Here is a 25,125-nt window from a genome sequence, read left to right on the forward strand (position 1 = left end):
CGGGGCGGGGTTGAACGGGAGGGCGGGCCGGTCCGTACGGCAAGAGTGAGAGCCGGGTGTATCCCGCACGGACCGGCCGCGCTCCCTGTCACAACCACGGCCCACGGTAAGACCGGGGAAAGGGCCGGGGAGGTCCTCTTAAGACGGCGTTGAACTTCTGCTGAGCGACAGATAAACCGGGCCGGTTCCGCGGCGCCGTTGAACCCCGCCGCGCCGGCGCCGCGTACTGCGGGAGAGAGCCGGGTGTTCCTCACGACCGCGGAAAACCACAGAGGAGCATCGCATGCGAGATCCCCGGCGGATGCACCGGATCCGGCGCGCCGGCGTTGTGGCGGGCACCGGCCTGCTCGTGGCGGCCCTGGCGGTGCCACCGGGAAGCGCGGCGGCCGCCGCCGCGCCGACCATCGTCTGTCCCTCCGTGGCGGACCGGCTCCCGGAGATCCCCGCGCGGGCGCGGGCCGAGGTCGAGCAGAACCTCGCCCAGCTCGACAAGCAGATCCGGGAGGCCAACGCCCGGCTGGCCTCCTCGCAGGGTCAGGGCGGCCCGAACTTCGTGCAGAACGCCATCCTGGGCCCGCTGAAGGCCAAGCGGACCGCCGCCATCGAGCGGATCGCCATCGCCATCGGCCGGGTGGCCCAGCGCCCGGCCGGCCTGGAGGCCCTGGCCGAGTGCACCCTTGCCGGCACCGCCTCCCCGCAGGCCACCGCCCCCGCGCCGCAGGCGAGCACCTCACCTCCGCAGACCGGACCCGGCGGGCCCGAACTGCGGCCGGTGGAGTCCGATTTCGTCGACATCCGCAAGGTGCCGCGCAACGTCCGCAAGGTGCGCTTCAGGCGCGGCGGCTCGCGCGGCACGTTCACCTCCCGGTGCGGACGCAACCGCAACGGCCACTACAACTCCGACAATTTCATCGTCGCGCCCGGGGTGGTCAACGGCGCCCACCACACCCACGACTATGTGGGCAACCTGTCCACCGACGGGTTCTCCACCAATGAGAGCCTGGCGGCCGCCGGCACCACCTGCGCCCGCGGCGACAAGTCCACCTACTTTTGGCCGGTGATGCGGCTGCGCAGCGACGCCGACCGCAACCAGAACGACCAGAGCGCCGCCGATGGCAACATCGGCCGGATCGTGGTGCCCTCTTCGGTGTCGCTGCAGTTCCGCGGCAACCCGCGCAGCAAGGTCACCGCGATGCCAAGGTTCTTGCGCGTCATCACCGGGGACGCCAAGGCCGCCACCAACGGCACCGCCAACGCCCGGGCCCAGTGGACCTGCACCGGTTTCACCGACCGGATCGTGACCGACAAATACCCCTTGTGCCCGCGCGGCAGCCGCCTGGTGCGGATCTTGGACTTCCCCAGCTGCTGGGACGGGCGCAACACCGACAGCGCCAATCACCGCACCCACATCGTCTTCCCCGACGCCTCGGGCGCCTGCCCGGCCGGCACGCGGGCGGTGCCCCAGCTGCGGATCACGTTGACTTACAACTTCGGCAACGTGCGGCGCGCCCAGATCCGGCGCGGCAAGGTGTTCGCGCTCGACAGCTTCCCCGAGCAGCTGCACGCCCCGATCACCGACCACGCCGACTTCGCCAACGTGATGCCCGCCAGGCTGATGCGCTTTGCGGTCAACTGCATCAACCGGGGCCGCCGCTGCTGACGGCGGCCCCGGCGGGCCGGGCGGCCCGGGCTCACGCCGAGTCGCGGACCACCAGGTGAGTGTCCACGACCACGGCGGCGGGCTCGGGCCGCTCGCCTTTGATCTGGGCGACCAGCAGCCGCACCATCTCCCGGCCCATCCGCTCGGTGGGCTGGTGCACGGAGGTCAGCGGCGGGTCGGCGCGCCGGGCCACCACCGAGTCCTCGAACCCGATCACCGCCACGTCGTCGGGAACCCGCCGCCCGGCCTCCCGCAGCGTGCGCAGCGCCCCGATCGCCATGTTGTCGGAGGCCACGAACACCGCATCCAGCTGCGGGTCGCGTTCCAGCAGCTCGCGCATGGCCGTCCGGCCGGCGGCCTCGCTGAAGTCGGCGACGGCGACCAGCTCCGGCAGCCCGCCCAGCGCGGCCCGGTACCCGTTGAGCCGGTCGATGCCCACCCCCATGTCCTGGGGGCCGGCGATGGTGGCGATCCGCCGGCGGCCCCGCCCGACCAGGTACTCCACCGCCCGGCGGGCCCCGCCCTCGTTGTCGGCGTCCACATAGCTGATCCGGCCGGCGCCGGTGCCCACCGGGCGGCCGCCCAGCACCGTGGGGACGCCGTGGCGTTCCAGCTTGCCCGGCAGCGGGTCCTCCCCGTGCAGCGAGATCAGCATGACCCCGTCCACGTGGTGGCCGGTCAGGTACTGCTCCAGCCGCTGGTGGTCGCGGGGCGTCTGCGCCAGGGTGAACATCAGCTGCAGGCCGGTCTCGTTCAGCGCGGAGCTGATGCCGCGGATGATGTCGGCGAAGTACGGCTCTTCGAACAATCGCTGTTCGCCTTCCGACAGCACCAGCGCCACGGTGTCGGTGCGCCGGGTCACCAGCGTCCGGGCGGCCCGGTTGGGCACGTACCCCAGCTGCTCGATCGCGGCCAGCACCGCCTGCCGGGCCTGCGGGCTGACCTTGGGCGAGCCGTTGATGACCCGGGACACCGTGCCGCGGCCGACCCCGGCCAGCGCGGCCACTTCCTCCAGGGTGGGGCGCCCCTTCGCCGAGGGGCGCCTCACTCCCATCGACCCATCACCGTCTTTCGGCCCCTTCACCATGTGACGACGGTCAGTGCCGATCCGGCAGTCCGCCGCGCCGGATCACCCGGGAGTACCAGGCGGCGCTCGCCTTGGGCAGGCGGCGTTGCGTGGCGTAGTCGACGTAGACCAGCCCGAAGCGCCGAGAGTACCCCCACGCCCATTCGAAATTGTCCATCAGGGACCAGGTGAAGTAACCCTTCAGCGGAATCCCGTCGGCGATGGCCTGCCGGCAGACCCGCAGGTGGGCCTCCAGGTAGGCGATCCGCTCGGTGTCTTGTACCGTGCCATCCGGCCCGGGCGCGTCCTCATAGCCGGCGCCGTTCTCGGTGATGTAGATCGGCACCGGCGGGTAGCCGCGGTGCACCTGGTCGAGCACCTCGCGCAGCCCTTCGGGGTCGATCTCCCAGCCCATGCCGGTCACCGGCCGGCCCCGGCCCAGGAAGCGCACGTGCTCTGAGCCCACCCACGGCGACACCGACGAGAACGGGGAGGAGGCCGCCTGGGACGCCTCGCCGGGACGGCCCGACACCGTGTGCCGGGTGTAGTAGTTGATCCCCAGCAGGTCGTTGCGCCCGGCGATGGTCTTCAGGTCGCCGTCGTGCACGCAGCGTTCGAAGTCGAAGGGCGCCAGGTCGGCCAGCAGGTCCTCCGGGTAGCGGCCCAGCAGCAGCGCGTCCAGGAAGAAGCGGTTCTGCAGGCCGTCGATGCGGCGTGCGGCGTCGATGTCCTCGGGGGCGTCGCCGGCCGGGGAGACCGCATACAGGTTGACCGCCGGGCCGATGCGGGTGTCGCCGCGCTGTCCCCGCATCGCCTCCAGGGCCAGGCCGTGCCCGAGCAGCAGGTGGTGCGCGGCCTCCAGGGCGGCGGCGGGCTCCCGGCGGCCAGGGGCGTGCTCGCCGGAGGCGTACCCCAGATAGGCCGCGCACCACGGCTCGTTGATCGTCAGCCAGTTCTTCACCCGGTCGCCGAGCGCCTGGTGCGCCAGCGCGGCGAACTCGGCGAACCGCAGCGCGGTGTCGCGCTCGGGCCAGCCGCCCCGGTCCTCCAGGGCCTGGGGCAGGTCCCAGTGGTAGAGGGTGACCCACGGTTCGATCCCGGCCTCCAGCAGCGCATCGACCAGCCGCCGGTAGAAGTCCAGCCCGCGCTGTTCGGCCGGGCCGGTCCCGGTGGGCTGGATGCGCGGCCACGACAGCGAGAACCGGTAGGCGTTGACGCCCAGCTCCGCCATCAGCGCCACGTCCTCGCGGTAGCGGTGGTAGTGGTCGACGGCCTCGGCCGCGGTGTCCCCGCCGAGCACCGCGCCGGGGGTGTCGCAGAAGGTGTCCCAGATGGAGCGGCCGCGGCCGTCCTCGGCGGTGGCGCCTTCGATCTGGTAGGCGGAGGTCGCCACGCCCCACCGGAAGTCCTGCGGGAACGGCTCTGCCGTATGGTCGGCGGCCTGCTGGTGGGTCTGCTGGTCTGCACTGAAAGCTGTCACGCCTTGACCGCGCCTTCCATGATTCCGCTGATGATCTGGCGGCTGAAGATGACGAAAACGATGAGCAGGGGGACGGTGGCCACCGCGGTCCCGGTGAAGATCAGGGTGTAGTCCTGGAAGTAGGCGGCGTTGAGCTGCCGGATCGACAGCTGCACGGTGGGGTTGTCGGGGCTGAGCACCGCCAGCGGCCACATGAACTCGTTCCAGGTCTGCATGAACGTCAGCAGCGCCAGCACCCCGGCCGCCGGGCGCAGCGCCGGCAGCACCACGCTCCAGTAGATGCGGAAGGTGGAGCAGCCGTCCACCCGGGCGGCCTCGATCAGCTCGTCGGGCACCGCCTGCTGGGCGTACTGGCGCATCATGAACACGCCGAACCCGGTGACCAGGAACGGCAGGATGACCGCCTGGATCTCCCCCTGCCAGCCGAACCAGCCCATCATGATGTAAAGGGGGATGATCCCCATCTGCACCGGGATCATCATGGTGGCGATCACCGTCAGCAGCAGCGCGTTCTTGCCGCGAAAGCGCAGCTTGGCGAAGGCGAAGCCGGCCATGGAGGCGAACAGGACGGTGGAGAACGTCACCGAGGAGGCCACGATGGCCGAGTTGATCAGGCCCTTGGCGAAGTTGGCCTCCTGGGCGGCGAACACGTCCCGCAGGTTGTCGCCCAGCTCGCCGCCCGGCAGCATCGGCGGCGGCACGTCGCCGACGATGTCGTTGCCCCGGGTGGCCACGATGATCATCCAGTAGATCGGGAAGACCGACAGCACCAGCGCCACGATCAGCGTGATGTAGGTCAGCGGGCTGGCCTCCCACAGCCCGCGCAGCCGCCCGCCGCGCCGCGTGGCGCCCCCCGGCCGTCCGCCCAGGTCCGGGCCTGCCACCAGGGTCATTTCACGCCTCCCATGCGCCGGATGAACATGAAGTTCAGCAACGAGAAGGCGATGATCAGCAGGAAGATCATCCAGGCCACGGCGGCGCCGTAGCCGTAGTCGTCGCTGTAGAAGGCCGAGTCGTACATGTACATGGCCACCGTCTGGAACTGGTGGGTGGAGCCGCCGTCCATGCGCCCGTTGTCGAACAGCACCGGCTCGGTGAACAGCTGCAGCCCGCCGATGGTGGACACGATCACCGTGAACAGGATCGTCGGCCGCAGCATCGGCACGGTGATCTGCCAGAACTGCTGGCGCCGGGAGGCCCCGTCGATGGCCGCGGCCTCATACAGGTCGCGGGGGATGGCCTGCATGGCCGCCAGGTAGATCAGCGCGTTGTAGCCGGTCCACCGCCAGTCGACCATGGCGGAGATGGCCACCCACGACCACCAGCGGTCCGACTGCCAGGCGATCGGGTCGATGCCCACCAGCCCCAGCAGCCAGTTGACCAGCCCGTAGTCGGTGTCGAACAGCTGGGTGAAGACCACCGCGACCGCGACCGTGGAGGTGATGAGCGGGGCCAGCGCCCCGACCCGGAACAGCGTGCTGGCCCGCAGCCGCCGGTTGAGCGCGTTGGCCAGCAGCAGCGCCAGCAGCAGCTGCGGCACGGTGGCGATGAAGAACATGGCGACGGTGTTGACCACCGCGTTCAGAAAGTCCGCATCGCCCAGCAGATCGGCGTAGTTGCGCAGCCCGACGTACTCGTCCTTGCCGCTGGCCAGTTCCCGGTCCCGCAGCGACATCCACAGCGTGAACAGCAGCGGGAAGACGCCGAAGACGGCGAACACCACATAGAAGGGGGAGATGAGCAGGTAGGGCGAGACCTTGATGTCCAGCCGCGACAGCCGGGCGCGCAGGCCGCGCCGCGGCGGCGGATCCGTCGAGGGCTTGGTTTCGGCCTTCGCCCGGCGCCGGGTGGGCGTCGGGCGCACGTCCAGACCCATGGGTCGTCCTTTCGAGGGTGTGGCGGGGGACGGCGCCGGGCCCGGGGGTGGGGGCCGGCCCGGCGCCGCCCCGGCTCCCCGGCCCGGCCCTTCGTGGGGACCGGGCGGGGGAGCGGTCGGGACAGCAGGCGGGTCCGCGCGGCCGGCCTGGTCGAGGGCCGCGCGGACCGGAGGGCGCCCTTACCGGGCGGCCTTGCGGGCCTCCTCCACCGCCTTGCTCCAGGCCTCATCGGGCTTGATCTTGCCTTCGGCGACGGCCACCAGGACGTTCTCCACGTTCTGCCGGACGTCCTCGTTCTTGGGGCCGAGGTAGACCGGCCGCACCTGGGAGGCGGCCTCACTGAAGATCTTGCCGATCGGGGCGTTGTTGAAGTACTCGCTCTTGGCCTCGGTGACGGCCGGGTCGCTGTAGAGCTTGGGCGAGGACGGGAAGGTGTTCTTGTCCTTGAAGGCGGCCAGCTGGCCCTCCGGGCTGGTCAGGAACTTGGCCAGCTCGGCGGCCTCCTTGGGGTGCTTGGTCTGCTTGGGCACCGCCAGCCAGGAGCCGCCCCAGTAACCGCCGCCGCCGGGCACCCCGGCCACGTCCCACTTGCCCTTGCCGTAGTCACCGGAGAACTCCTCCAGGCCGCCCAGCATCCAGGCCGGGCACGGCACGGTGGCGAAGGTGTCCCGCTTGAGCGCGGTCTGCCACGGCGGGGTGAAGATCTGCATGTTGGCGGTCAGCCCGGCCTCCTGGAACTTCAGCACGGTGTCGAAGGCGTTCTTGACCGCCGGGTTGGTGTCGAAGACGAAGTTGTCGCTCTTGTCGAAGTAGCTGTAGCCCGGGCCCTTGCCGGCCTCCTGCAGCACGGTGACGCGCAGCAGCGCCTGCGGGCCGTCGAGGAACTTGGTGCCGGAGACCTTGCGCTGGAAGTCCTGGCCGACCTTGAAGAACTCCTCCCAGGTCGGCCACAGCTTGGTGACCTCGTCGCGGTCGGTGGGCAGCCCGGCCTTCTCGAACAGGTCCTTGCGGTAGCACATGCCGAGCGGGCCGATGTCGGTGCCCAGCGCCATGAGCTGCTTGCCGTCGGGGCTCAGTCCCATCTGCCACTTCCAGGGCAGGAAGTTCTGCTCCAGCTCGGCGCCGCCGTAGTCGAAGAGGTTGAGGAACTTGTCGCGCTGCTGCATGTAGGTGGGCAGCAGGCCCTCCTCCAGGGCGACCACGTCGCCGGCGCCCTTGCCGGTGCCGATCCACTGCTGCAGGCGCGGCTTGTAGGTGTCCAGGTCCGCCACCTTGCGCGAGTTGATCTTGATGTTGGGGTGGGACGCCTCGTACTGCTTGAACAGCTCCTCGTAGCCGAACTCGCCGAAGGTGTCGACGGTGAGCGTGATGGTGCCGCCGGAGCCGCCGTCACCGTCATCGCCGCCGCCGCAGGCGGCGGTGGCCGCCAGGACGCCGGCCAGCACCGCCGCGATGGCGGTCAGTCCGCGTCGTCTCGGAGAACCCATTGCGGACCCCTCTCAGGTCTTCGCTGTGTCGTGGAACGGGGCGCGGGCGGGGGCCGCCCGGCGCAATGTGTGGGAGCGCTCCCACGAAGGAAAGACGGTGACCTGGCTCACTGTCAATGTGTTGAAACACAACCGTTATCTGGACGACTCGGACAAAGTTCGGCGAACCATATCCGATGGCCGGAAATCAGTGCAGGTCAGCGGGTCACCGGATCCACCCGGCGGCCGTGCCCGTCGAACACCAGCACCCGGTCCAGGTCCACGGCCAGGTGCACCGGTGAGCCCTGGTCGCAGCCGTCCCGCGTGTGCAGCCGCACCAGCACATCGGACCGGCGGTGCGCGCCCACATGCGCCGGCGGCTCGGGAAGGGGCGCCCGCCGCCGCCCGCGCAGCAGCGACAGCGCCCGCTCCACCGGACCCGCCGGGCGCGGCGGGACGAGGGGCCGGGGACGGGCGGGCGCCCCCAGCGCGGCCGCGTCCACCACCGTGACGTCGGCGTCGACGCGGGCCAGCCACTCGTGCCCGTGGTACTCCAGCGACCGGACGGTGCCCGACAGCACCGCCCCCAGGTGCGGGTCGCCGGTGGGGCGCAGCGCATCGGCGCGGATGCCCACGATGACCTGGGAGGCCTGGTGGCGGGCCACGTGCTCGGCGCGCGGATCGCCCCAGGGCAGCACCAGGCGCTGGGCGCCCATGCGCAGCGCGACGCCCTCGCCGGGCACCGCCTCCGGGACGGCGGCCAGCAGGTTGATCTGGGGAACGCCCAGGAACGCGGCGACGAACGCGGTCGCGGGGTTCTCATAGACCTGGGAGGGGGTGCCCACGTCCTCCAGGGCGCCCTCGCGCAGCACCGCGATCCGGTCCGCCAGCGTCAGCGCCTCCACCTGGTCGTGGGTGACGTACAAGGTGGTCACGCCCAGGCTGCGCACCAGCCCGCCGATCTCGGCGCGCAGCTCGGTGCGCAGCGCCGCGTCCAGATCCGACAGGGGCTCGTCCATCAGGAAGACCGCCGGTTCGCGGACGATGGCCCGGCCCATGGCCGCCCGCTGCCGCTGGCCGCCCGACAAGGTGGCCGGCAGCCGGTCGAGGGTCTGCTCGATGCCCAGCGCGCGGGCCAGGTCCACCACCCGCCGGCCGGACTCGGCCGGGTCGGCCTTGGCGACCTGCAGCGGGAAGGCGATGTTGTCGCGCACCGTGCGGTGCGGGTACAGGGCCCCGTTCTGGAACACCATGGCCACGTTGCGCTCGCGCGGGGTCAGCTCGTTGGCCAGCCGGCCGTTCAGCCACAGCCCGCCGCTGGTGATCTCCTCCAGGCCCGCGACCAGGCGCAAGGTGGTGGACTTGCCGCAGCCGGAGGGGCCGAGCAGCACGAGGAACTCGCCATCGGCGATCTCCAGCGACAGGTCCGCCACGGCGCGCTGTCCTCCGGGATAGACCTTGCTGACCGAATCCAGCACGACTGCGGCCATGCGGCGTCCCCTCTGACGACCGGCTCTTGGTGTTCCCCGGCGACCCCCGACGCTGATTTTGTGATGTAGACCACAAGTACATCTTCCGGTTTGGAGAATGTCCAGACCCAAGGTCTTGACAAGTGCTGGGGGCGCGGGGATGGTTCCTGAAGTGGGAGCGCTCCCACCCACCCCTTCGAAGGGAGCACCGCGTGAGCATGGCACCCCCTCGCGGCGCCCCGGCCCCCGTGCGCGCCCGGCTGCGCGCCTGGTCGGCCCGCTGCGCCGCACTCGCGACCGCGGCGGCCCTCACCGCCGCAGCGGCGCCGCCCGCCCAGGCGCATGCCGCCGGCAACCCCCTGCAGGGGCCGAGGGCGGCGAAGATCCGCTTCTTCGTCGAACCCGACACCAACGCCGGACGGCAGGCCCGGGTGTGGGCCGCGCAGGGACGCTTCCACGACGCCGCCCTCATGCGGGCGCTGTCGAAGATCTCCCAGGCGGTCTGGTTCACCGAGGGAACTCCCCAGCAGGTGCAGCGGCGGGTCCGCGAGACCATGCGCCAGGCCCGCCGCCAAGGCGCCGTCCCCGTGCTGGTGGCCTACTACGTGCCGGGACGGGACTGCTCGCAGTACTCGGCCGGCGGCGCCCCCAGCGAGCGGGCCTACCGGGAGTGGATCAACGCCTTCGCCCGCGGCATCGGCGGCGGCCGGGCCGTGGTGATCGTCGAACCCGACGGGCTGGCCCTGCTGTCCAGCGAGCCGTGGTGCAACGAAGGCGGCGGCGGCTCCACCGGCCGGCCGGAGGACATGTCGCTGGTCGAGCAGCGCTTCCGGGAGATCGACCACGCCATCACCACCTTCGCCAAGCTCCCCAACACCGGCGTGTACGTGGACGCCGGCCACTCGGCCTGGCAGCCGCTCAACGACTACGACGCCGGCTACGGCGAGCCGCGCGCCCAGCTCGGCATCGTCAGCCGCCTGCTGCGCGGCGGCGTCGCCAAGGCCGACGGGTTCGTGCTGAACGTCTCCAACTACCGGGCCGACGCCGAGCTGATCGACTACGGCGTCCGGGTCTCCAAGTGCCTGTGGCTGCGCCGCAGCACCGGCGCGCGCGAGTGCACCGACGCCGATCTGGCCGCCGTGCCCGACGGCCGGCGCGACCTGACCCCCTTCGTCCTGGACACCAGCCGCAACGGCCGGGGGCCGTGGACGGCGCCGGAGGGCGCGTACCCCGACCCCCAGGAGTGGTGCAACCCGCCCGGCCGCGGCCTGGGCGTCCGTCCCACCACCCGCACCGGCCACCGCCTGGTGGACGCCTTCCTGTGGGTCAAACGGCCCGGCGAGTCCGACGGCCAGTGCACCCGCGGCACCGCCGGACCGCAGGACCCCGAGTACGGCATCGTCGACCCGCCCGCGGGCCAGTGGTGGCCCGAGTACGCCCTGGGCCTGGCCCGGCGGGCCGTGCCACCCCTCAAGTGAGCCGGTCACCCGGGGTTTTCGGGGCGCGGGTCGCGCCCCGAACGTCTTCGGGCACCGGCGTCCCGTGAGGCGGCGGCTCGTTTCGCCCCGCCGGCCGGATGCGGGGGCTTCGGCCGGCGTTCGGGCGTCGGCCACCGCCGACGGCTCGGCCGGGGCGGTGAGCACGGTCTGCCGGGTCGCCGGGGCCACCCCGGCTTGCCGGTCGGCACCCGGCCGACGGCCGCCTCACTGACCCCGGCGTGGGCGGTGATGCCGGCCAGACACAGGAGAGCCGTGAAGTCACTCTTCCCCTGAACCGGCGGTTCCCGCGCCGTCCCACCACACGGCGGTATCGGGGGGAAGGGAGAGGCAATCTCCGTCCGTCTGGACGGGGCCGCTGGACAGCAGCACCGGACCCGGGGCGGGCACCTGGACCGCGCGTTCTCCCATGTTGATCGCGCACACCAGCGACCGCTGCGCGCAGTCGCGGGAGAACATCAGCGTCTCCGGTGGGGCGGGCAGCCAGCGCAGCGTCCCGTCGCCCAGCGCCGGGTGCTCGCGCCGGATCGCCAGCGCCCGCCGGTACAGCGACAGCATCGACTCCGGGTCGGACGCCTGCCGCTCGACGGTCAGCTCCCGCCAGTGCGCGGGCATGGGCAGCCAGCTGGTGGCGCCCGGCCCGAACCCGAACGGCGGCTCCTCCCCCGACCAGGGGAGCGGCACCCGGCAGCCGTCCCGGCCGGCGTCGGGGTCACGGGCGCGCTGGGGATCCTTCAGGTACTCCTCCGGCAGGTCCTCCACCTCGGCCAGCCCCAGCTCCTCGCCCTGGTAGATATAGGCCGAGCCGGGCAGCGCCAGCGTCAGCAGCGCCGCCGCGCGGGCCCGCCGCAACCCCGGCTCGCCGCCGCCGTAACGGGTGACATGCCGTTTGACGTCGTGGTTGGACAGCACCCAGGTGGTGGGGGCGCCGACCAGGGCGGCGGTGCGCAGCGACTCGGTGATCACCTTGCGTTTGGCGTCGGCGTCCCAGCCGGCGGTCAGGTAGTGGAAGTTGAACGCCTGGTGCAGCTCGTCCGGGCGCACGTAGGCGGCCAGCCGCTCGGGGGTGGGCGCCCACGCCTCGGCCACCCCGATCCGCTCCCCGGGGTAGGAGTCCAGCAGCCGCCGCCAGGACCGGTGGATCTCGTGCACCCCGTCCTGGTCGAAGTAGGGCAGCACGTTGTCGCCCAGCATGGTGACCTGCCCGCTCCAGCCCACATCGGGCAGGCCGGGGGCCTTGACCATGCCGTGCGCCACGTCGATGCGGAACCCGTCGACGCCCAGCTCCAGCCAGAACCGCAGCACGTCTGCGAACTCGGCGCGGACCTCGGGGTTGTCCCAGTTCAGGTCGGGCTGCTCGACGGCGAACAGGTGCAGGTACCACTGCCCGTCGGGCACCCGGGTCCAGGCCGATCCGCCGAAGACCGACTCCCAGTCGTTGGGCGGCAGCGAGCCGTCCGGGCCGCGGCCGTCCCGGAAGATGTAGCGGTCGCGGGCCGGGCTGCCGGGCGGGGAGGCCAGCGCCTCGGCGAACCAGGGGTGCCGGTCGGAGGTGTGGTTGGGGACCAGGTCGACGATGATGCGCAGGCCGAGCCGGTGCGTCTCCTCGATCAGGGCGCGGGCGTCTGCCAGCGTCCCGAACAGCGGGTCCACGTCCCGGTAGTCGGCCACGTCGTAGCCGAAGTCGGCCATCGGCGAGGGGTAGAAGGGGGTGACCCACAGGGCGTCCACGCCCAGCTCGGCCAGGTACGGCAGCCTGCTGCGGATGCCGGGCAGGTCGCCGATCCCGTCGCCGTCGGAGTCGGCGAAGCTGCGCACGTACACCTGGTAGATCACCGCGTCCCGCCACCACCGGGCGGCCCGCGCGGGGACGGGCGGGGCCGTGCCGGAGACGTCGACGATGTGTTGCGTCATCGAATTCCTTTGCGTGTAGATGGACGTGGGCACGCGTGCCCGCTCGTCGGTCTTCCTCCACGGTGGCCGATGAGGCCGCCGCGATGACATGCCGGCGGGGTGCGGTTTTCCTTGACGCCGCCGGCGACGGGCATGCCTGCGACGACGGCCGCTTCCGCAGATGGTCGGGGCGTCCGGAGGCGGGGAAGGCGCCCGCCGCCGGGCGCCCGATGTGATCAGCATTACCCTCCGGGGCATCGTCCCAGCTCAGCGCGGTCCGGCAGATTTACCGCATGACATATGAATTCGACCTGGACACCCGGGTGGAGCCGGACGGCGAGGACGCCTACCTGGCCGACGTCACCGACCGCTGGCACACCCCCAATGGAACCCCCAACGGGGGTTACACGCTGGCGGTGTGCCTGCAGGCGCTGCGGCACCGCCTGCCGCTGCCCGACCCGATCGCGGTGTCCGCCCACTACCTGCGTCCGGCCGGGGTGGGCAAGGCCCGGATCACCACCGAGACGGTCAAGACCGGGCGGCGGCTGGCCACCGGGATGGCGAGCCTATGGCAGGACGGCAAGGAGATGCTCCGGGTGGTGGCCTCCTTCGGCGACCTCGACAAGGCGCGGGGCCGGACGCTGGTGCTCGGCCGGGCGCCGCGGCTGCCCGACCCGGAGACCCTCTCCGACGCCCTGGGCGGCCTGTCGATGCCGGGGCTGAGCCTGGCCGGCCGGGTCGAGTACCGCCTGGCGGAACCGCCGGGCTGGATGCGCGGCGAACCGGGCGGGAAGCCGCAGTGGGAGTTTTGGATGCGCTTCCGGGACGGCCGCGAGCCCGACGCGCTGTCGCTGCCGTTCTTCGTCGACGCCATGGCCCCGGCCGTCTTGGACATCGGGGAGGCCTCGCTGACCGTGGAGCTGACCGTCCACGTGCGGCGCCGCCCCGTCCCCGGCTGGCTGGCCTGCCGGGTGAGCACCCGGTACGTGATGGACGGCTTCCACGAAGAGGACATGGAGATATGGGACTCGGCCGGCAACCTGGTGGCCCAGTCCCGGCAGCTGGGCCTGCTCCTCTCCGCCTGATCGCCCACTGGAACGCTCCCGGCGGGCCCGCCGGGAGCGGTGGGCCCGCCGCATCGTTTCAGCGGGCGGCGGCCAGGCACTCGTCGATGGCGGCGGGGGAGAGGATGTGGTCCAGCACCATGGCCGCGCAGCCGGTCAGGCCCGCCGCATCGCCCAGCGTGCTGGGCTCGATCCGCAGCTGACGGGTGGCCAGGGCGGTGGCCCGCTGGTACACCGCCTCCCGCACCCCGGCGATCAGCGGCTCGCCGGTCTCGACCAGATCGCCGCCCAGCACCACCACGGCCGGGTTGAGCAGGTTGACCGCCGCGGCGATCACCTCGCCGATCCGCCGGCCGGCCCGCCGCACCGGCGCCACCGCCGCCGGGTCGCCGCCGCGCACCCGCAGCGCCAGCTCGGCCAGGTCGGCGGCGCCGGTGGCGGCCGTCAGCGCCGCGCCGCCGGCGACCGCCTCCACGCAGTCGAAGTTGCCGCAACGGCAGGGGACGCCCTCGCCGTCGCGGACGGGAATGTGCCCGATCTCCCCGGCGGCACCCAGCGCGCCGCGCTGGATGCGGCCCCCGGCGATCAGTCCCGCGCCGATGCCGGTGGACAGTTTCACGAACAGCAGGTCATCGATCTGGCCCCGGTAGCGGGCCTGGTACTCGCCCAGCGCCGCCACGTTCACGTCGTTGTCGAAGTAGGCGGGCACGGGGAAACGCTCGGCCAGCGCGGGGCGCAGGTCGATGCCGTCCGGCCGCGGCGCCGGGGCCGGCGGGACCAGCCGGCGCAGCGGGACGGGCGCCGTGCCGCCGGCGATCCCGGCGGCGCCGGGACTGCCCACTCCCACGCCGCGCACCGCCGCACGGGTCAGCCCGGCCTTGCCGAGCAGCTCGTCCCAGTGCTCGGTCAGCCACTGCGGCAGCGCCTGCGGATCCGGGTGCGCCGGCAGGTCGGGGTCGGACTGCACCAGGATCCGCCCGGCCAGGTCGCACACGGCGACCTGGCCGCGGCGCTGGCCGAGGTTGGCCACCAGCACGGCGCCGCCGGCGGCGTTGAACTCCAGCCGGGCCGGCGGGCGCCCTCCGGAGGACGGCCCGCCGGGGCGCTCGATGACCAGGCCGCGGGCGATCAGTTCGGAGACGCGGAGCGCGACCGCCGGCCGGGACAGCCCGGTCAGCCGGCCGAGCTCGGCGCGGGTGCAGACGCCCTCACGGATCAGGCGGAGCAAGTCTCCGCTGGTCGAAGGCTGTTTGGGCACTGGGACAGTGAATCATGCCAGGTTCGGCGTGTCGAGTTACACATGTTCGCAATCTTTTGTAAGAAAACCTTCATAAGCACGCTTGTGTAAGTTTCCAAAGGGTCGGTAGTTTGCGGTCCGACGCCTTACCTATGGAGCCCTCTCAATGCCGCCAACCCTCCACCCCGTGGTCGCACGGGTGACCGAGCGCATCGCCGGGCGCAGCGCCGCACGCCGCGCCGACTACCTGGCGCGGATCGCCGACGCCGGGCGCGGCAACGAACGCGACGGGCGGGTCAGACCCGCGCGCACCGCGTTGGGCTGCGCCAACCTGGCGCACGGCTTCGCCGCCTGCGCCCCGGCCGACAAACTCGCCCTGCGCGGCGCCGATGCGCCCAACATCGCGATCGTCACCGCCTACAACGACATGCTCTCGGCGCACCAGCCGCTGAAGGACTACCCCGACCTGCTCAAACGGGCGATCGGGCAGGCCGGCGGCACCGCCCAGGTCGCCGGCGGGGTGCCCGCCATGTGCGACGGCGTCACCCAGGGGCGCGCCGGCATGGAGCTGTCGCTGTTCAGCCGGGACGTGGTCGCCATGGCCACCGCCGTCGCGCTGGCCCACGACATGTTCGACGGCGTGCTGCTGCTGGGGGTGTGCGACAAGATCGTCCCCGGCCTGGTGATCGGCGCGCTGGCGTTCGGGCACCTGCCGGCGATCCTGGTGCCCGCCGGCCCCATGGCCTCCGGGCTGCCCAACGCGCAAAAAGCCAAGGTCCGCAAGCTGTTCGCCGAGGGCAAGGCGACGCGGGAGGAGCTGCTGGAGGCCGAGGCCGCCTCCTACCACTCGCCGGGCACCTGCACCTTCTACGGCACCGCCAACTCCAACCAGCTGCTGATGGAGGTGATGGGCCTGCACCTGCCCGGCGCCAGCTTCGTCCCGCCGGGCACCGCGCTGCGCGAGGCCCTCACCCTCGAAGCCGGCCGCCGCATCACCGAGCTGACCGCGCTCGGCGGCTCCTACACCCCCGTCGGCGAGCTGCTGGATGAGCGGGCCTTCGTCAACGGGGTGGTGGCGCTGCTGGCCACCGGCGGCTCCACCAACCACACCCTGCACCTGGTGGCCATGGCCGCCGCCGCGGGCATCGAGCTGACCTGGGACGACTTCGATGAGCTGTCGGCGGTCACCCCGCTGCTGACCCGCCTGTACCCCAACGGCGGCGCCGATGTGAACCACTTCCACGCCGCCGGCGGCACCGGCTTCCTCATCGGCGAGCTGCTGGAGGCCGGGCTGCTGCACGCCGACGCCCGCACCGTCGGCGGCAAGACGCTGGCCGACTACCGGGTGACGCCCGAGCTGGGGGAGGACGGCGAGCTGGTCTGGCGGCCGGCGCCGCGCGACTCGGCCGACACCTCGGTGCTGCGGCCGGTGGCCGACCCGTTCGACACCCACGGCGGGCTGCGCACGGTCAGCGGCAACCTCGGCCGCGCCGTGGTGAAGGTCTCGGCGGTGGACCCCGCCCACCGCGCGGTGCAGGCCCCGGCCCGGGTCTTCGCCTCCCAGCAGGAGCTGCAGGAGGCCTTCCGGGCCGGCGAGCTGGACGGCGATGTGGTCGTGGTGGTCCGCCACCAGGGGCCGCGCGCCAACGGAATGCCCGAGCTGCACAAGCTCACCCCGCCGCTGTCGGTGCTGCAGGACCGCGGCCACAAGGTCGCGCTGGTCACCGACGGGCGCATGTCGGGGGCGTCCGGGAGCGTCCTGGCCGCCATCCATCTGTCCCCGGAGGCCGCCGCCGGCGGGCCGCTGGCCCGGGTGCGCGACGGCGACCTCATCCGGCTCGATGCGGACGAAGGAGTACTGCAGGTGCTGGTGCCGGAGGAAGAGCTGGCCGCCCGGGAGCCCGCCGCGGCCCCCGGAGAGCAGGTCGGAACGGGCCGTGAGCTGTTTGCGGCCTTCCGCCGGGCGGTGGGCCCGGCCGAGCGCGGAGCGGCGGTGTTCACCTCATGACGGCGATGGCGCCTTCGGCGGAGCGGCCCTGGCTGGTGGCCGACATCGGCGGCACCAACGCCCGCTTCGGGCTCATCCAGGCGCCCGGCGCGCCGCCCAGCCGGGTGCAGGTGCTGGCGCTGCGCGACCACGCCGGGCTGGCCGAGGCCACCGCCACCTACCTGGCCCGGCACGCCGGGGACGTGCGGCCCGGCGCCGCCTGCGTGGCCGTCGCCGGGCCGGTCACCGACGACGGCCGCTTCCAGCTGACCAACGCCCACTGGTCCGGCAGCGCCGAGGAGGTCCGCGCCGATCTGGGGCTGGACCATGTGGAACTGATCAACGACTTCGAGGCGCTGGCGCTGGCGCTGCCCACCCTGCAGCCCGGCGACCTGCGCGTGCTGGGCGAGCGGGCGCCCGGCGGCCAGACCCCCGCGGCGGTGCTCGGGCCGGGCACCGGGCTGGGGGTGGCCGCCCTGGTGCGGGCCGGGGAGCGGCTGGTGGCGATCCCCAGCGAGGGCGGCCATGTCGACCTGCCCGCCACCACCCCCCGCGAGCTGGAGCTGGCGGCGATGCTGCGGGAGGAGCACGGCACCGCCGAGGCCGAGCGGCTGCTGTCGGGGGAGGGGATGACCCGGCTGTATGAGCTGATCGCCCGGATGCACGCGGTGCCGGTCCAGCCGCTGTCGGCCGCCCAGATCTGCGCCCGCCGCAGCGACCCGCTGTGCCAGGAGACGCTGGAGACCTTCTGCGCCCTGCTGGGCTCCTTCGCCGGGAACGTGGCGCTGACCTTCGGCGCCCGCGGCGGCGTCTACCTCGGCGGCGGCATCCTGCCGCGCATCTGGGACGTGCTGCGCCGCAGCGATTTCCGCCGCCGGTTCGAGTCCAAGCCGCCCATGGAACGCTATCTGCGGGCCATCTCCACCGCCCTCATCGTCGCCCCGACCCCCGCGCTGGCGGGGGCCGCCGCCCGTCTGGCCTCCCTGGAGCCGGTGTGAACGCCGAAGACCTGCTGAATGTGTGCCCGGTCATCCCCGTGGTGGTGCTGCGGGACGCCGATCACGCGGTGCCGCTGGCGCGCGCCCTGGTGGCCGGGGGCCTGCCCGCCGTCGAGGTCACCTTGCGCACCCCCGCCGCGCTGGAGGCCATCAAGCGGATCGCCGCCGAGGTCCCCGAGGCCGTGGTCGGCGCCGGCACCGTCGTCACCGCCGCCCAGGCCGCCCAGGCGGCCGGCGCGGGCGCCCGTTTCCTGGTCAGCCCCGGCTGCACCGACACGCTGCGGCGGGCGATGACCGACACCGGCCTGCCGTTCCTGGCCGGGGTCTCCTCGGCCTCGGAGGCCATGGCCCTGCTGGAGCACGGCATCACCGCCATGAAGTTCTTCCCCGCCCAGGCCGCGGGGGGCCCCGCCTATCTCAAGGCGCTGGCCGGGCCGCTGCCGCAGGTCCGCTTCTGCCCGACCGGCGGCATCACCCCCCAGACCGCCCCCGACTACCTGGCCCTGCCCAACGTCGGCTGCGTCGGCGGCAGCTGGCTGGCCCCCGAGGAGGCGATGCGCGCCGGCGCCTGGGACCGCATCCGGCAACTGGCGCGCCAGGCCGCGGCGCTGCGCTGATCAGCCCTCGGCCAGGACGCGCACGACCGCCTCGGCGAGCTGCGCGGCGTCGGCCACGCAGCGGTAGTCCACGTGCTCGGGCAGATCGGAGGGCAGGTGGTAGTGCGGCAGCAGCTTGTCCTCGTCCACCGACACCAGGCAGACCGTGGGGTAGCCGTACCGGTTGGGCACCACGCCGTCGGTGCTGTTGCGCGAGCGCAGGCCGCGCAGCAGGGTCACGCCCAGCTCCCGGGCGCAGCGGGCGACCAGGTCGCCGAAGGCGGCGTCGTAGCGCTCCATGCGCAGCGGGCCCTCGGCGTCGAGCATGACCAGCCTGCCCGACCCCACCGTGTCCAGGTTGAGGAACCAGGTGCTCTCGCGGGGCAGCTCGGGGAAGTGGCGGCGGGCGAAGCCGCGGATGCCCTCCTGCAGCGCCTCCTCCGCACCCGCCGACAGCAGCACCACCCGCAGTCCTTCGACGGGCCGCTCCCGCAGCGCCTCGGCCAGCGCGATGAGCACCGCCACCCCGCTGAGGTTGTCGTTGGCGCCCGGCACCGCCCGGCGGGAGGCGATGTCGGCCATCGCCGCCGCGGTCAGCGCGCTCAAGACCGCGCCCGTTCGCCGCACCCTTGCCGAGCCGGTGGCGCTGCCCAGCGCCGCCAGCACCGGCCCGGCCATCGCCGCCCACCACAGCGGCGGGTTCTCCGTCATCCGCTCCACCACGTGCGGGAAACGGCGCGCCAGCCGGCGCTCCAGCCGCTGGTCGAAGATCAGCCCGGACGGCGCCGCGTCGTGGTGGGCCATCACCACCAGCGTCCGCGGGGCCCGGGCGTCGCCCAGCTCGGCCACCACGTTGCAGGCGGTGCGCCGCCGGTCCACCACCCGCCGCGCCAGCTGCCGCCCGTAGGAGATCTCATCGGCCAGCCCGGCCGCGGCCACCGCGCCGCCCAGCGTCCCCAGCACCGGGGAGCGCCCCCCGGCCAGGCCGGCCAGCGCGCCCAGCACGGCCAGCGCGCCCACGGGGCGGGCGTAGGAGGAGAACGCCGGTTCCTCCTCCACCTCGGCCCGGCAGCCCAGCGCCCGCAGCCGGCGCGCGATCAGATGGGCGGCCCGGCGTTCCCCCGGCGAGCAGGGCGGGCGTTCGATCGCGGCCAGTTCCTCGACGGTGGCGCGCAGCCCGCTCTCGGCGGGCCGGGGCACGTTCGGCACCGGGTGCGGCGAGCGCAGAGACATGTGTGAAAGATTCTCACCTTTTCTGCCGCCCGGTCCACCGCCCCGGGACGGATCCGCCGGGGCCGGGCGCGGTCCCTCCGGCCCCGGACGGAGCGAGATCACCGGCCGCACGGCGGGTCATAGGGGAGTCCGGGCACGTACTTGGCCCACTGGGCCGGGGTGATCACATCGCCGACGCTGTGGCACAGGATGCGGGTCATGAACTCCGGATCGGTGTTCCACACATCGACCGTGTCGCTGGTGGACACCAGCAACGGCGTCGGCCCCTGGGAGCTGTAGGACAGGTCCTCGCTCTCCCGCGAGTCGTAGGCGAAAGAGGCCCGGTGAACCGGGGCGTCCGGGTTGCTGACGTCCCACAGCTCGATGTGCGGGGAGGTCTCGCCGGTGAAGGAGGGGGAGGCGGCGGACCCGGCGGTCCAGGCCAGGGTGCGGCCGTCGGGGCTGAAGGCCAGGCCCTTGCCGGAGCCCACCGTGCGCATCAGCACCGGTTCCCCGACGATCCGGTCGCCCTGGACCCGCCACAGGCGGGTGGTGTCCCGGCTGTCGCTGACCGCCAGCAGCCCGCCGTCGGGACGGAAAGCCGAGGTGGCGAAGCCGGAGTCGCCCGCATCCGGGGTGAGCCGCAGGGTCGGGTGCTGCACCGGGCGGCTCGGGTCGGCGGTGTTCCACGACAGCAGCGTGTCGGCGGTGGTGGCGACCAGCAGGTTCCCCTTGGGCGCGAAGGTGACGTCGTAGACCTCGCCGCGCATCGACGTCAGCTGCCGGGGAGCGGCGGGGGTGGACACGTCGAACAGCCTCACCGACGCCGGACCCGTCCTGGCCGGCAGGAAGTCGTTGTTGTCGGCCACGGCCAGGATCCGGCCGTCCGGGCTGAAGGAGACGTCCTCGACGCCGTTGCTGAGGCCGGTGACGGTGCCCACCACCGGGGCGCCGGGCCGGCCGGTGTCGCGCAACCGCACCACGGGCCTGGCGTCGCCGCCCTTGCCCGCCATCTCGCTGACGGCCAGGATCCGGCCGTCCGGGCTGAAGTCGGCGCCCTGGGCGCCGACTTGACCGCTGCCCGGCAGCTCGGCCAGCCGGCGCATGCCCCCTTCGCCGGTCAAGTCCACCAGCAGGCCGAAGTTCGCGCCCTGGATCACCAGCAGCCGCCGGGGACCGCCGCTGAAGCGCGTGGTGACCTGGAAACCGGACGGGACCGTGCCGTAGGTGGCCACCGAGCTCAGCCGCAGGGTGTTCTCGACATACCACAAGTAGACGCCCCCATAGGTGGCGTGCAGCAGCCGGTGGCCGCGCGAGGCGAACAGCGCCGGGCCGGTCCGCCCCGCCGAGTCGCCCATCCCGGCCAGCCGGTTGACCAGCCTCGGCTGCGTGGGGGAGGGGAGGTTCCACAGCAGCGTGTCCCGGTTGCAGACGGTGGCCAGCGTCTTGCCGTCCGGGCTGAAGGCGGTCGAGAGCAGCTCCCCCGGGCAGTTGAAGGCCGCCCCCTCCTTCTTCGCCGCGGCCAGGCGCCGCGGCTTGCCCGGGTTCTGCACGTCCCACAGGCGGAACACGATGTCCTTGGAGTCTCCCGGGCCGGCCAGCGTCTTGCCGTCCGGGCTGAAGGAGACCCGGCGCAGGATCTTCTCCTGCGACAGCCGAGCGTTCGGCTCCCCGCCGGCGATCTTCGCCAGCGCGGAGGTGCGCTCGGGGTCGAGGGGGTCCCACAGCCGCACCGTGCCGTCCAGGCCGGCGCTGGCCAGCAGCTTCCCCGACGGCGCGAACGCCACCGAGTCCACCGCGCCCTTGTGCCCGGTCAGCGTGCGCAGCGTGCGCGGGGCGCCGGTGGCGGGGATCTCCCACAGCCGCACGCGGCCGTTGCCCAGCCCGAGGGCGAGCATGCGGCCGTCCGGGCTGAAGGCCAGCGAGGCGACCTTGGCCGGCTGATTGGCGGGGACGGTGAGCTCCCGGGGCGCGGAGGGGTTGCTCACATCCCACAGCCGCACCGGCGTCCGGCCCGGCCCGGCGTCGGTGACGGCGGCGGCCACCAGCCGCCCGTCCGGGCTCAGCGCCACGCCCCTGGAGCCGCCGGCGCTCAGCCGGGCCAGGCTGCGGCCCTTGCCGGTGTCCCACAGCGCCACGTCGCTGCCCGTGGAGACGGCCAGCCGCGTGGCGTCGGCGTTGAGCGAGATGTCCCAGGCGGGGACCCCGGCGTTGAACACCCCCGGCAGCTCCAGGGAGGAGAACAGCGCCGCGGTGCCGGAGGCCGGGTCGGTCCGGTAGGCGATGATGCTGAGCTGTTTGGCCAGGCCCGGCTGGCTGGAGCGCAGGTTCTCGGCCTCGGAGGCCACCAGGCGGGCCACGGCGACGTCGCGCTGGCGGGCGGTGTCGCGCTGGGCGCGGGCGGTCTCCTTTTGGGCGCTGACGGCGCTCTGCCTGGCCTGCACCGCGACGCCGGTCGAGGCCAGCGCCAGCACCAGCAGCACGGCCAGCGTGACGGTGGCGATCTGCCGCAGCCGGGCGGCGCGGGTCTGGGCCTGGGTGCTGGCGTCCAGGAAGGCCCGCTCCAGCCGGTTGAGCGCCGGACGCTGGTGGTGGGCGGCCCACAGCAGGGCGTCCTGCAGCCGGGTGCCGGTCAGCACGTCCGTGCGGCGCCGCCCGTGGGTGTTCCAGGTGCGGGCCGCCTGGCGGATGTGGCCGTGCCCGACCAGCCCCTGGCGGTCCTGGTCGATCCAGTCGCGCAGGCGCGGCCAGGCGCGCAGCAGGGCCGGCCGCGACAGGGCGATCTGCCCGTCCTCGGTGTGGGTGAGCACCGGGCCGAAGGCGGCCACGATCCGCTGCAGGGCCGCCGTCTGCTCCATCTGGGGCCGGTCGAACAATTCGTCGGCGGGCAGGCGGCGGGAGGCGATGTCGCCGTCCTCGGTGGCCAGCACCAGCCGCAGGAACAGCTCGGGGACCAGCTCGCGGTCCTCGGCGGATAGGGACTGGTAGATCTGCTCGGCGATCTGGCCCAGCGCCGGGTCCTGCGGCCCGGTCTGGGCCAGCTGCTCGGCCTGCGCGGTGCCCGCGGCCATCAGCCCGCCGGTGTCGGCGGAGGGGCCGCCGACCAGCGCCGACAGCAGCGAGCGGGCGGTGGGGCGGGCCAGCGGGTCCTTGTCGAGGGCGGCCTTGACCAGCGGGCGCAGCTTCTCCGGCAGCGGCTCCAGGTCCGGCTGGGTGGTCAGCACCCGGTGCATCACGGCCGGCAGGCTGTCGGCGCGGAAGGCGTGCTCGCCGGTGGCGGCGAAGTAGAGGATCGCGCCCCAGGCGAACACGTCGGCCGCGGCCCCGGCGCGCTTGCCCTGGTAGACCTCCGGCGCCATGTACACCGGGGTCCCCGCCGGGTTGCCCAGCGGGGTCAGCGACATCTCCAGGGTGCGGGCGATGCCGAAGTCGATCACGCGCGGCCCGTCCGGGCCCAGCAGCACGTTGTCGGGCTTGAGGTCGCGGTGGATCACCCCGGCCTCGTGGATGGCGGTCAGCGCGGTGGCGATCCCGATCGCCAGCCGGTGCAGGTCGTCCCCGGTGAAGCGGCGCCCCTCCTTGACCACCCGGCCCAGGCTGCGCCCTTCGACGTACTCGCTGACGATGTAGGGGCGGGGCCCGGTCATCTGCACCGACAGGATCTTGGCGGTGCAGAACGAGGAGACCCGCTGCGCCGCCTCCACCTCCCGCGCCATGCGCTCCAGGTCGGCCGCGGCCCCGTCGGGGGCGTGGAACACCTTGATCGCGACTCGGGTCCCGTCCTCGCCGTAGCCCTCGTAGACCACTCCCTGGCTGCCGGCCCCCAGCCGTCCGGCCAGCCAGTACTCGCCCAGCCGTTCCGGATCGCCCGGTTCCAGCGGATCGGCCACGCGGTCACCTCCTCAGACGGACGTCCCGGCCGGTGCCCCCGCGGCCGCCCGCGATCCGCCTGCGGTGGGGAGGACCGTGATCGGCACCGGCTTGGTGCCATGGGACTGCGCCCGTTTCGGACGGCGCGCATCGCACAAGGGGGGCGTTCCGGTACCACCTTCCGATGACCGGCACCGTACCAGTGCTCCGCTGTGTCGCCCATGTCTTCACAGAGAGCACTCGCTGAACCTTCGGCGGCATGCCGTTTCCGCCGGCAAAGACGGGACTTGGGCCGGGAGGAGCGCCGTGATCTGCGATGTCATGCGTTCGGAGACCGCCGGGGTTCCCGTTCCGGCCTTCCGGGACCGCGTATGGAAGGGCGCGCTCCCCGGCGCCGCGGCCGGGACCGGCCGGCCCGGCGGGCCTGAGGCGGTCCCGGCCGCGGCGCCGGAGCGGCCCTCAGGCCCCGGGCCGGCCGTGGCGAGGTCCCGGGGCCTGAGGGTTCAGCGCCGGATGGCGCGCAGCCGGCGGTGCAGGCGGACGGCGGTGAACAGGCCCGCCGCCAGCCAGAGCACCAGCGCGGCTTTCAGCGCCAGCACGATCCCCGCGGCCGGCCCGGCGGTGAACGCCCCGATCAGGAAGAGCACCAGCAGGATCGGCACCAGCGGCGCCGGGCCGTGGTGGTGCCGGTGGTGCATCAGGTGACGGCCGTGATGGCCATGCGGGTGGTGCCGATGGCCGTGCCAATGCGCCCAGTGCGGGTGACCGGCCCGCGGCCCCTGCCAGGCGGGCTCGGGAAGCCCATGGGGGCCGGGCAGATCCTTGACGATCTCACGCAGGTCGCCCTCGGTCTTGGCGGCCAGCGTCGCCTCCAGGCGCTCGTCGAGTTCGGCGCGGGTGAGGCGGCCCATGGCGAAGTGCTCGTGCAGCGCCTCGGTCACCGCGTCGCGTTCGGCGTCTCCGATGCGCAGGTCCATGCGGTCACTCCTCGGGATCGTCCTCGGCGAGGATGCGGTACAGCCTGCTGCGGGCGTCGGCCAGCACCTGGGCGGCCTGGGCGACCTGCTCGGGGGAGCCGGCGTGGACGATCTGCATCACCGCCGCTCCGGTCCGGGCGGCCTGCTTGAGCAGGTCGGGCACGCCCTCGCCGTACTCGGGCGTCATCTGCGCCCAGGGCTCGTTCAGCTCCTCGGCGTGCGCGGCGACGTAGGCGCGGCCGGCGTCGGTGAGGGAGTAGGTCTTGCGGCCCTCGTTTTCGGCGGCGCGGATCAGCCCTTCGTCGGCCAGCTGCTGCAGGGCCGGGTAGACCGCGCCGGGGCTGGGCCGCCAGGCGCCGCCGCTGCGCTCGCCGATCCGCTGGATGAGCTGGTAGCCGTTGGCCGGTTCCTCGGCCAGCAGCGTCAGGATCGCCGCCCGGATGTTGCCCTTGCGGGCGCGCGTCCCCTGCCCGGGCGCCCATCCGCCCCAGGGTGCGCCGCCGCGGCCCCACGGGCCGTGGCCGCCCCACGGGCCGGCGCCGAACACCCATCCGAAGCCGGGGCCGTGCACGCCCGGGCCGCAGTGCCGGCCGGCCGCCTTGGCGGCCAGCGCCGCGGCGGCCAGTGCCCAGTGGGGCGCGAAGGTGGCCGAACTCATGTTCTTAACCGCCCTTCTTTGATCTTTCTGAGACCAATCGCGATACGACAACGATATATCTGAAACGTGTCGCCGGTCATCCCGGTTCCCGGTGCAGATAGCTTGATGTCGAGATAAAT

Annotated in this window: 18 protein-coding genes; 6 read left to right on the forward strand and 12 right to left on the reverse strand. The window is 73.2% G+C overall.

Going from position 1 to position 25,125, the window contains the following annotated elements; genetic code table 11:
* Positions 1-283 precede the first annotated feature (283 nt).
* The gene (locus BUE48_RS08630) at positions 284-1,660 is read left to right on the forward strand and encodes a DUF1996 domain-containing protein (protein ID WP_012852089.1); all 1,377 of its coding nucleotides are present in this window, start codon (positions 284-286) and stop codon (positions 1,658-1,660) included.
* Positions 1,661-1,691: 31 nt separating this feature from the next.
* Here BUE48_RS08630 and BUE48_RS08635 read toward each other — a convergent pair whose 3' ends face one another.
* From BUE48_RS08635 to BUE48_RS08660, 6 genes are all read right to left on the reverse strand, one after another.
* Positions 1,692-2,714: a LacI family DNA-binding transcriptional regulator gene (locus BUE48_RS08635; protein ID WP_012852090.1), complete on the reverse strand. Its 1,023-nt coding sequence runs from the start codon at positions 2,712-2,714 to the stop codon at positions 1,692-1,694.
* Positions 2,715-2,757: 43 nt separating this feature from the next.
* Positions 2,758-4,206 (reverse strand): GH1 family beta-glucosidase, encoded by a 1,449-nt coding sequence (locus tag BUE48_RS08640; RefSeq protein WP_012852091.1) that lies wholly within the window; start codon positions 4,204-4,206, stop codon positions 2,758-2,760.
* Positions 4,203-5,099, reverse strand: coding sequence for a carbohydrate ABC transporter permease (locus BUE48_RS08645; protein ID WP_012852092.1), 897 nt, complete (start codon positions 5,097-5,099; stop codon positions 4,203-4,205). The genes BUE48_RS08640 and BUE48_RS08645 overlap by 4 nt, the downstream gene beginning before the upstream one ends.
* Positions 5,096-6,082, reverse strand: coding sequence for a carbohydrate ABC transporter permease (locus BUE48_RS08650; protein WP_286989599.1), 987 nt, complete (start codon positions 6,080-6,082; stop codon positions 5,096-5,098). The genes BUE48_RS08645 and BUE48_RS08650 overlap by 4 nt, the downstream gene beginning before the upstream one ends.
* Positions 6,083-6,262: 180 nt before the next feature.
* On the reverse strand, positions 6,263-7,570 hold the full coding sequence (locus tag BUE48_RS08655) for an ABC transporter substrate-binding protein (protein ID WP_012852094.1): 1,308 nt from the start codon (positions 7,568-7,570) through the stop codon (positions 6,263-6,265).
* A 197-nt stretch (positions 7,571-7,767) separates the two neighbouring features.
* Positions 7,768-9,039, reverse strand: a complete 1,272-nt coding sequence (locus tag BUE48_RS08660) for an ABC transporter ATP-binding protein (RefSeq protein WP_012852095.1) — start codon at positions 9,037-9,039, stop codon at positions 7,768-7,770.
* Between the two features lie 197 nt (positions 9,040-9,236).
* Between BUE48_RS08660 and BUE48_RS08665 the strand changes: the two genes are divergently transcribed.
* Positions 9,237-10,496: a glycoside hydrolase family 6 protein gene (locus tag BUE48_RS08665; RefSeq protein ID WP_286989665.1), complete on the forward strand. Its 1,260-nt coding sequence runs from the start codon at positions 9,237-9,239 to the stop codon at positions 10,494-10,496.
* Positions 10,497-10,775: 279 nt separating this feature from the next.
* Here BUE48_RS08665 and BUE48_RS08670 read toward each other — a convergent pair whose 3' ends face one another.
* Complete coding sequence (locus BUE48_RS08670; RefSeq protein ID WP_286989600.1) at positions 10,776-12,428, reverse strand: glycoside hydrolase family 13 protein; 1,653 nt, start codon at positions 12,426-12,428, stop codon at positions 10,776-10,778.
* A 272-nt stretch (positions 12,429-12,700) separates the two neighbouring features.
* Between BUE48_RS08670 and BUE48_RS08675 the strand changes: the two genes are divergently transcribed.
* Complete coding sequence (locus BUE48_RS08675; RefSeq protein ID WP_286989601.1) at positions 12,701-13,492, forward strand: thioesterase family protein; 792 nt, start codon at positions 12,701-12,703, stop codon at positions 13,490-13,492.
* Positions 13,493-13,550: 58 nt separating this feature from the next.
* Here the strand turns inward: BUE48_RS08675 and BUE48_RS08680 are convergent, their stop codons facing one another.
* Positions 13,551-14,699: an ROK family transcriptional regulator gene (locus tag BUE48_RS08680; RefSeq protein WP_245537013.1), complete on the reverse strand. Its 1,149-nt coding sequence runs from the start codon at positions 14,697-14,699 to the stop codon at positions 13,551-13,553.
* Between the two features lie 175 nt (positions 14,700-14,874).
* Here BUE48_RS08680 and edd point away from each other — a divergent pair, with 175 nt between their 5' ends.
* From edd to eda, 3 genes are read left to right on the forward strand one after another with little or no spacing between them, the layout of a single operon-like run.
* Positions 14,875-16,716, forward strand: a complete 1,842-nt coding sequence (gene edd, locus BUE48_RS08685) for a phosphogluconate dehydratase (protein WP_286989602.1) — start codon at positions 14,875-14,877, stop codon at positions 16,714-16,716.
* Complete coding sequence (gene glk / locus BUE48_RS08690) at positions 16,713-17,693, forward strand: glucokinase (protein WP_286989603.1); 981 nt, start codon at positions 16,713-16,715, stop codon at positions 17,691-17,693. Before edd ends, glk begins: the two co-directional genes overlap by 4 nt.
* Complete coding sequence (gene eda, locus BUE48_RS08695) at positions 17,690-18,310, forward strand: bifunctional 4-hydroxy-2-oxoglutarate aldolase/2-dehydro-3-deoxy-phosphogluconate aldolase (protein ID WP_012852102.1); 621 nt, start codon at positions 17,690-17,692, stop codon at positions 18,308-18,310. Before glk ends, eda begins: the two co-directional genes overlap by 4 nt.
* Here the strand turns inward: eda and BUE48_RS08700 are convergent, their stop codons facing one another.
* The 4 genes from BUE48_RS08700 to BUE48_RS08715 all read right to left on the reverse strand — a co-directional run bounded on the left by BUE48_RS08700 (position 18,311) and on the right by BUE48_RS08715 (position 25,006).
* Positions 18,311-19,522, reverse strand: coding sequence for a M28 family metallopeptidase (locus BUE48_RS08700; protein ID WP_012852103.1), 1,212 nt, complete (start codon positions 19,520-19,522; stop codon positions 18,311-18,313).
* Between the two features lie 98 nt (positions 19,523-19,620).
* The gene (locus BUE48_RS08705; RefSeq protein ID WP_286989604.1) at positions 19,621-23,391 is read right to left on the reverse strand and encodes a WD40 repeat domain-containing serine/threonine protein kinase; all 3,771 of its coding nucleotides are present in this window, start codon (positions 23,389-23,391) and stop codon (positions 19,621-19,623) included.
* Positions 23,392-23,874: 483 nt separating this feature from the next.
* Entirely contained in the window at positions 23,875-24,348 is a 474-nt protein-coding gene (locus BUE48_RS08710) for a DUF1707 SHOCT-like domain-containing protein (protein ID WP_012852105.1), read from the reverse strand.
* Between the two features lie 4 nt (positions 24,349-24,352).
* Positions 24,353-25,006, reverse strand: coding sequence for a PadR family transcriptional regulator (locus BUE48_RS08715; protein ID WP_286989605.1), 654 nt, complete (start codon positions 25,004-25,006; stop codon positions 24,353-24,355).
* Positions 25,007-25,125 lie beyond the last annotated feature (119 nt).

It is taken from the genome of Thermomonospora sp. CIF 1 (genome assembly GCF_001896795.1).
Classification (GTDB): Bacteria; Actinomycetota; Actinomycetes; order Streptosporangiales; family Streptosporangiaceae; genus Thermomonospora; species Thermomonospora curvata.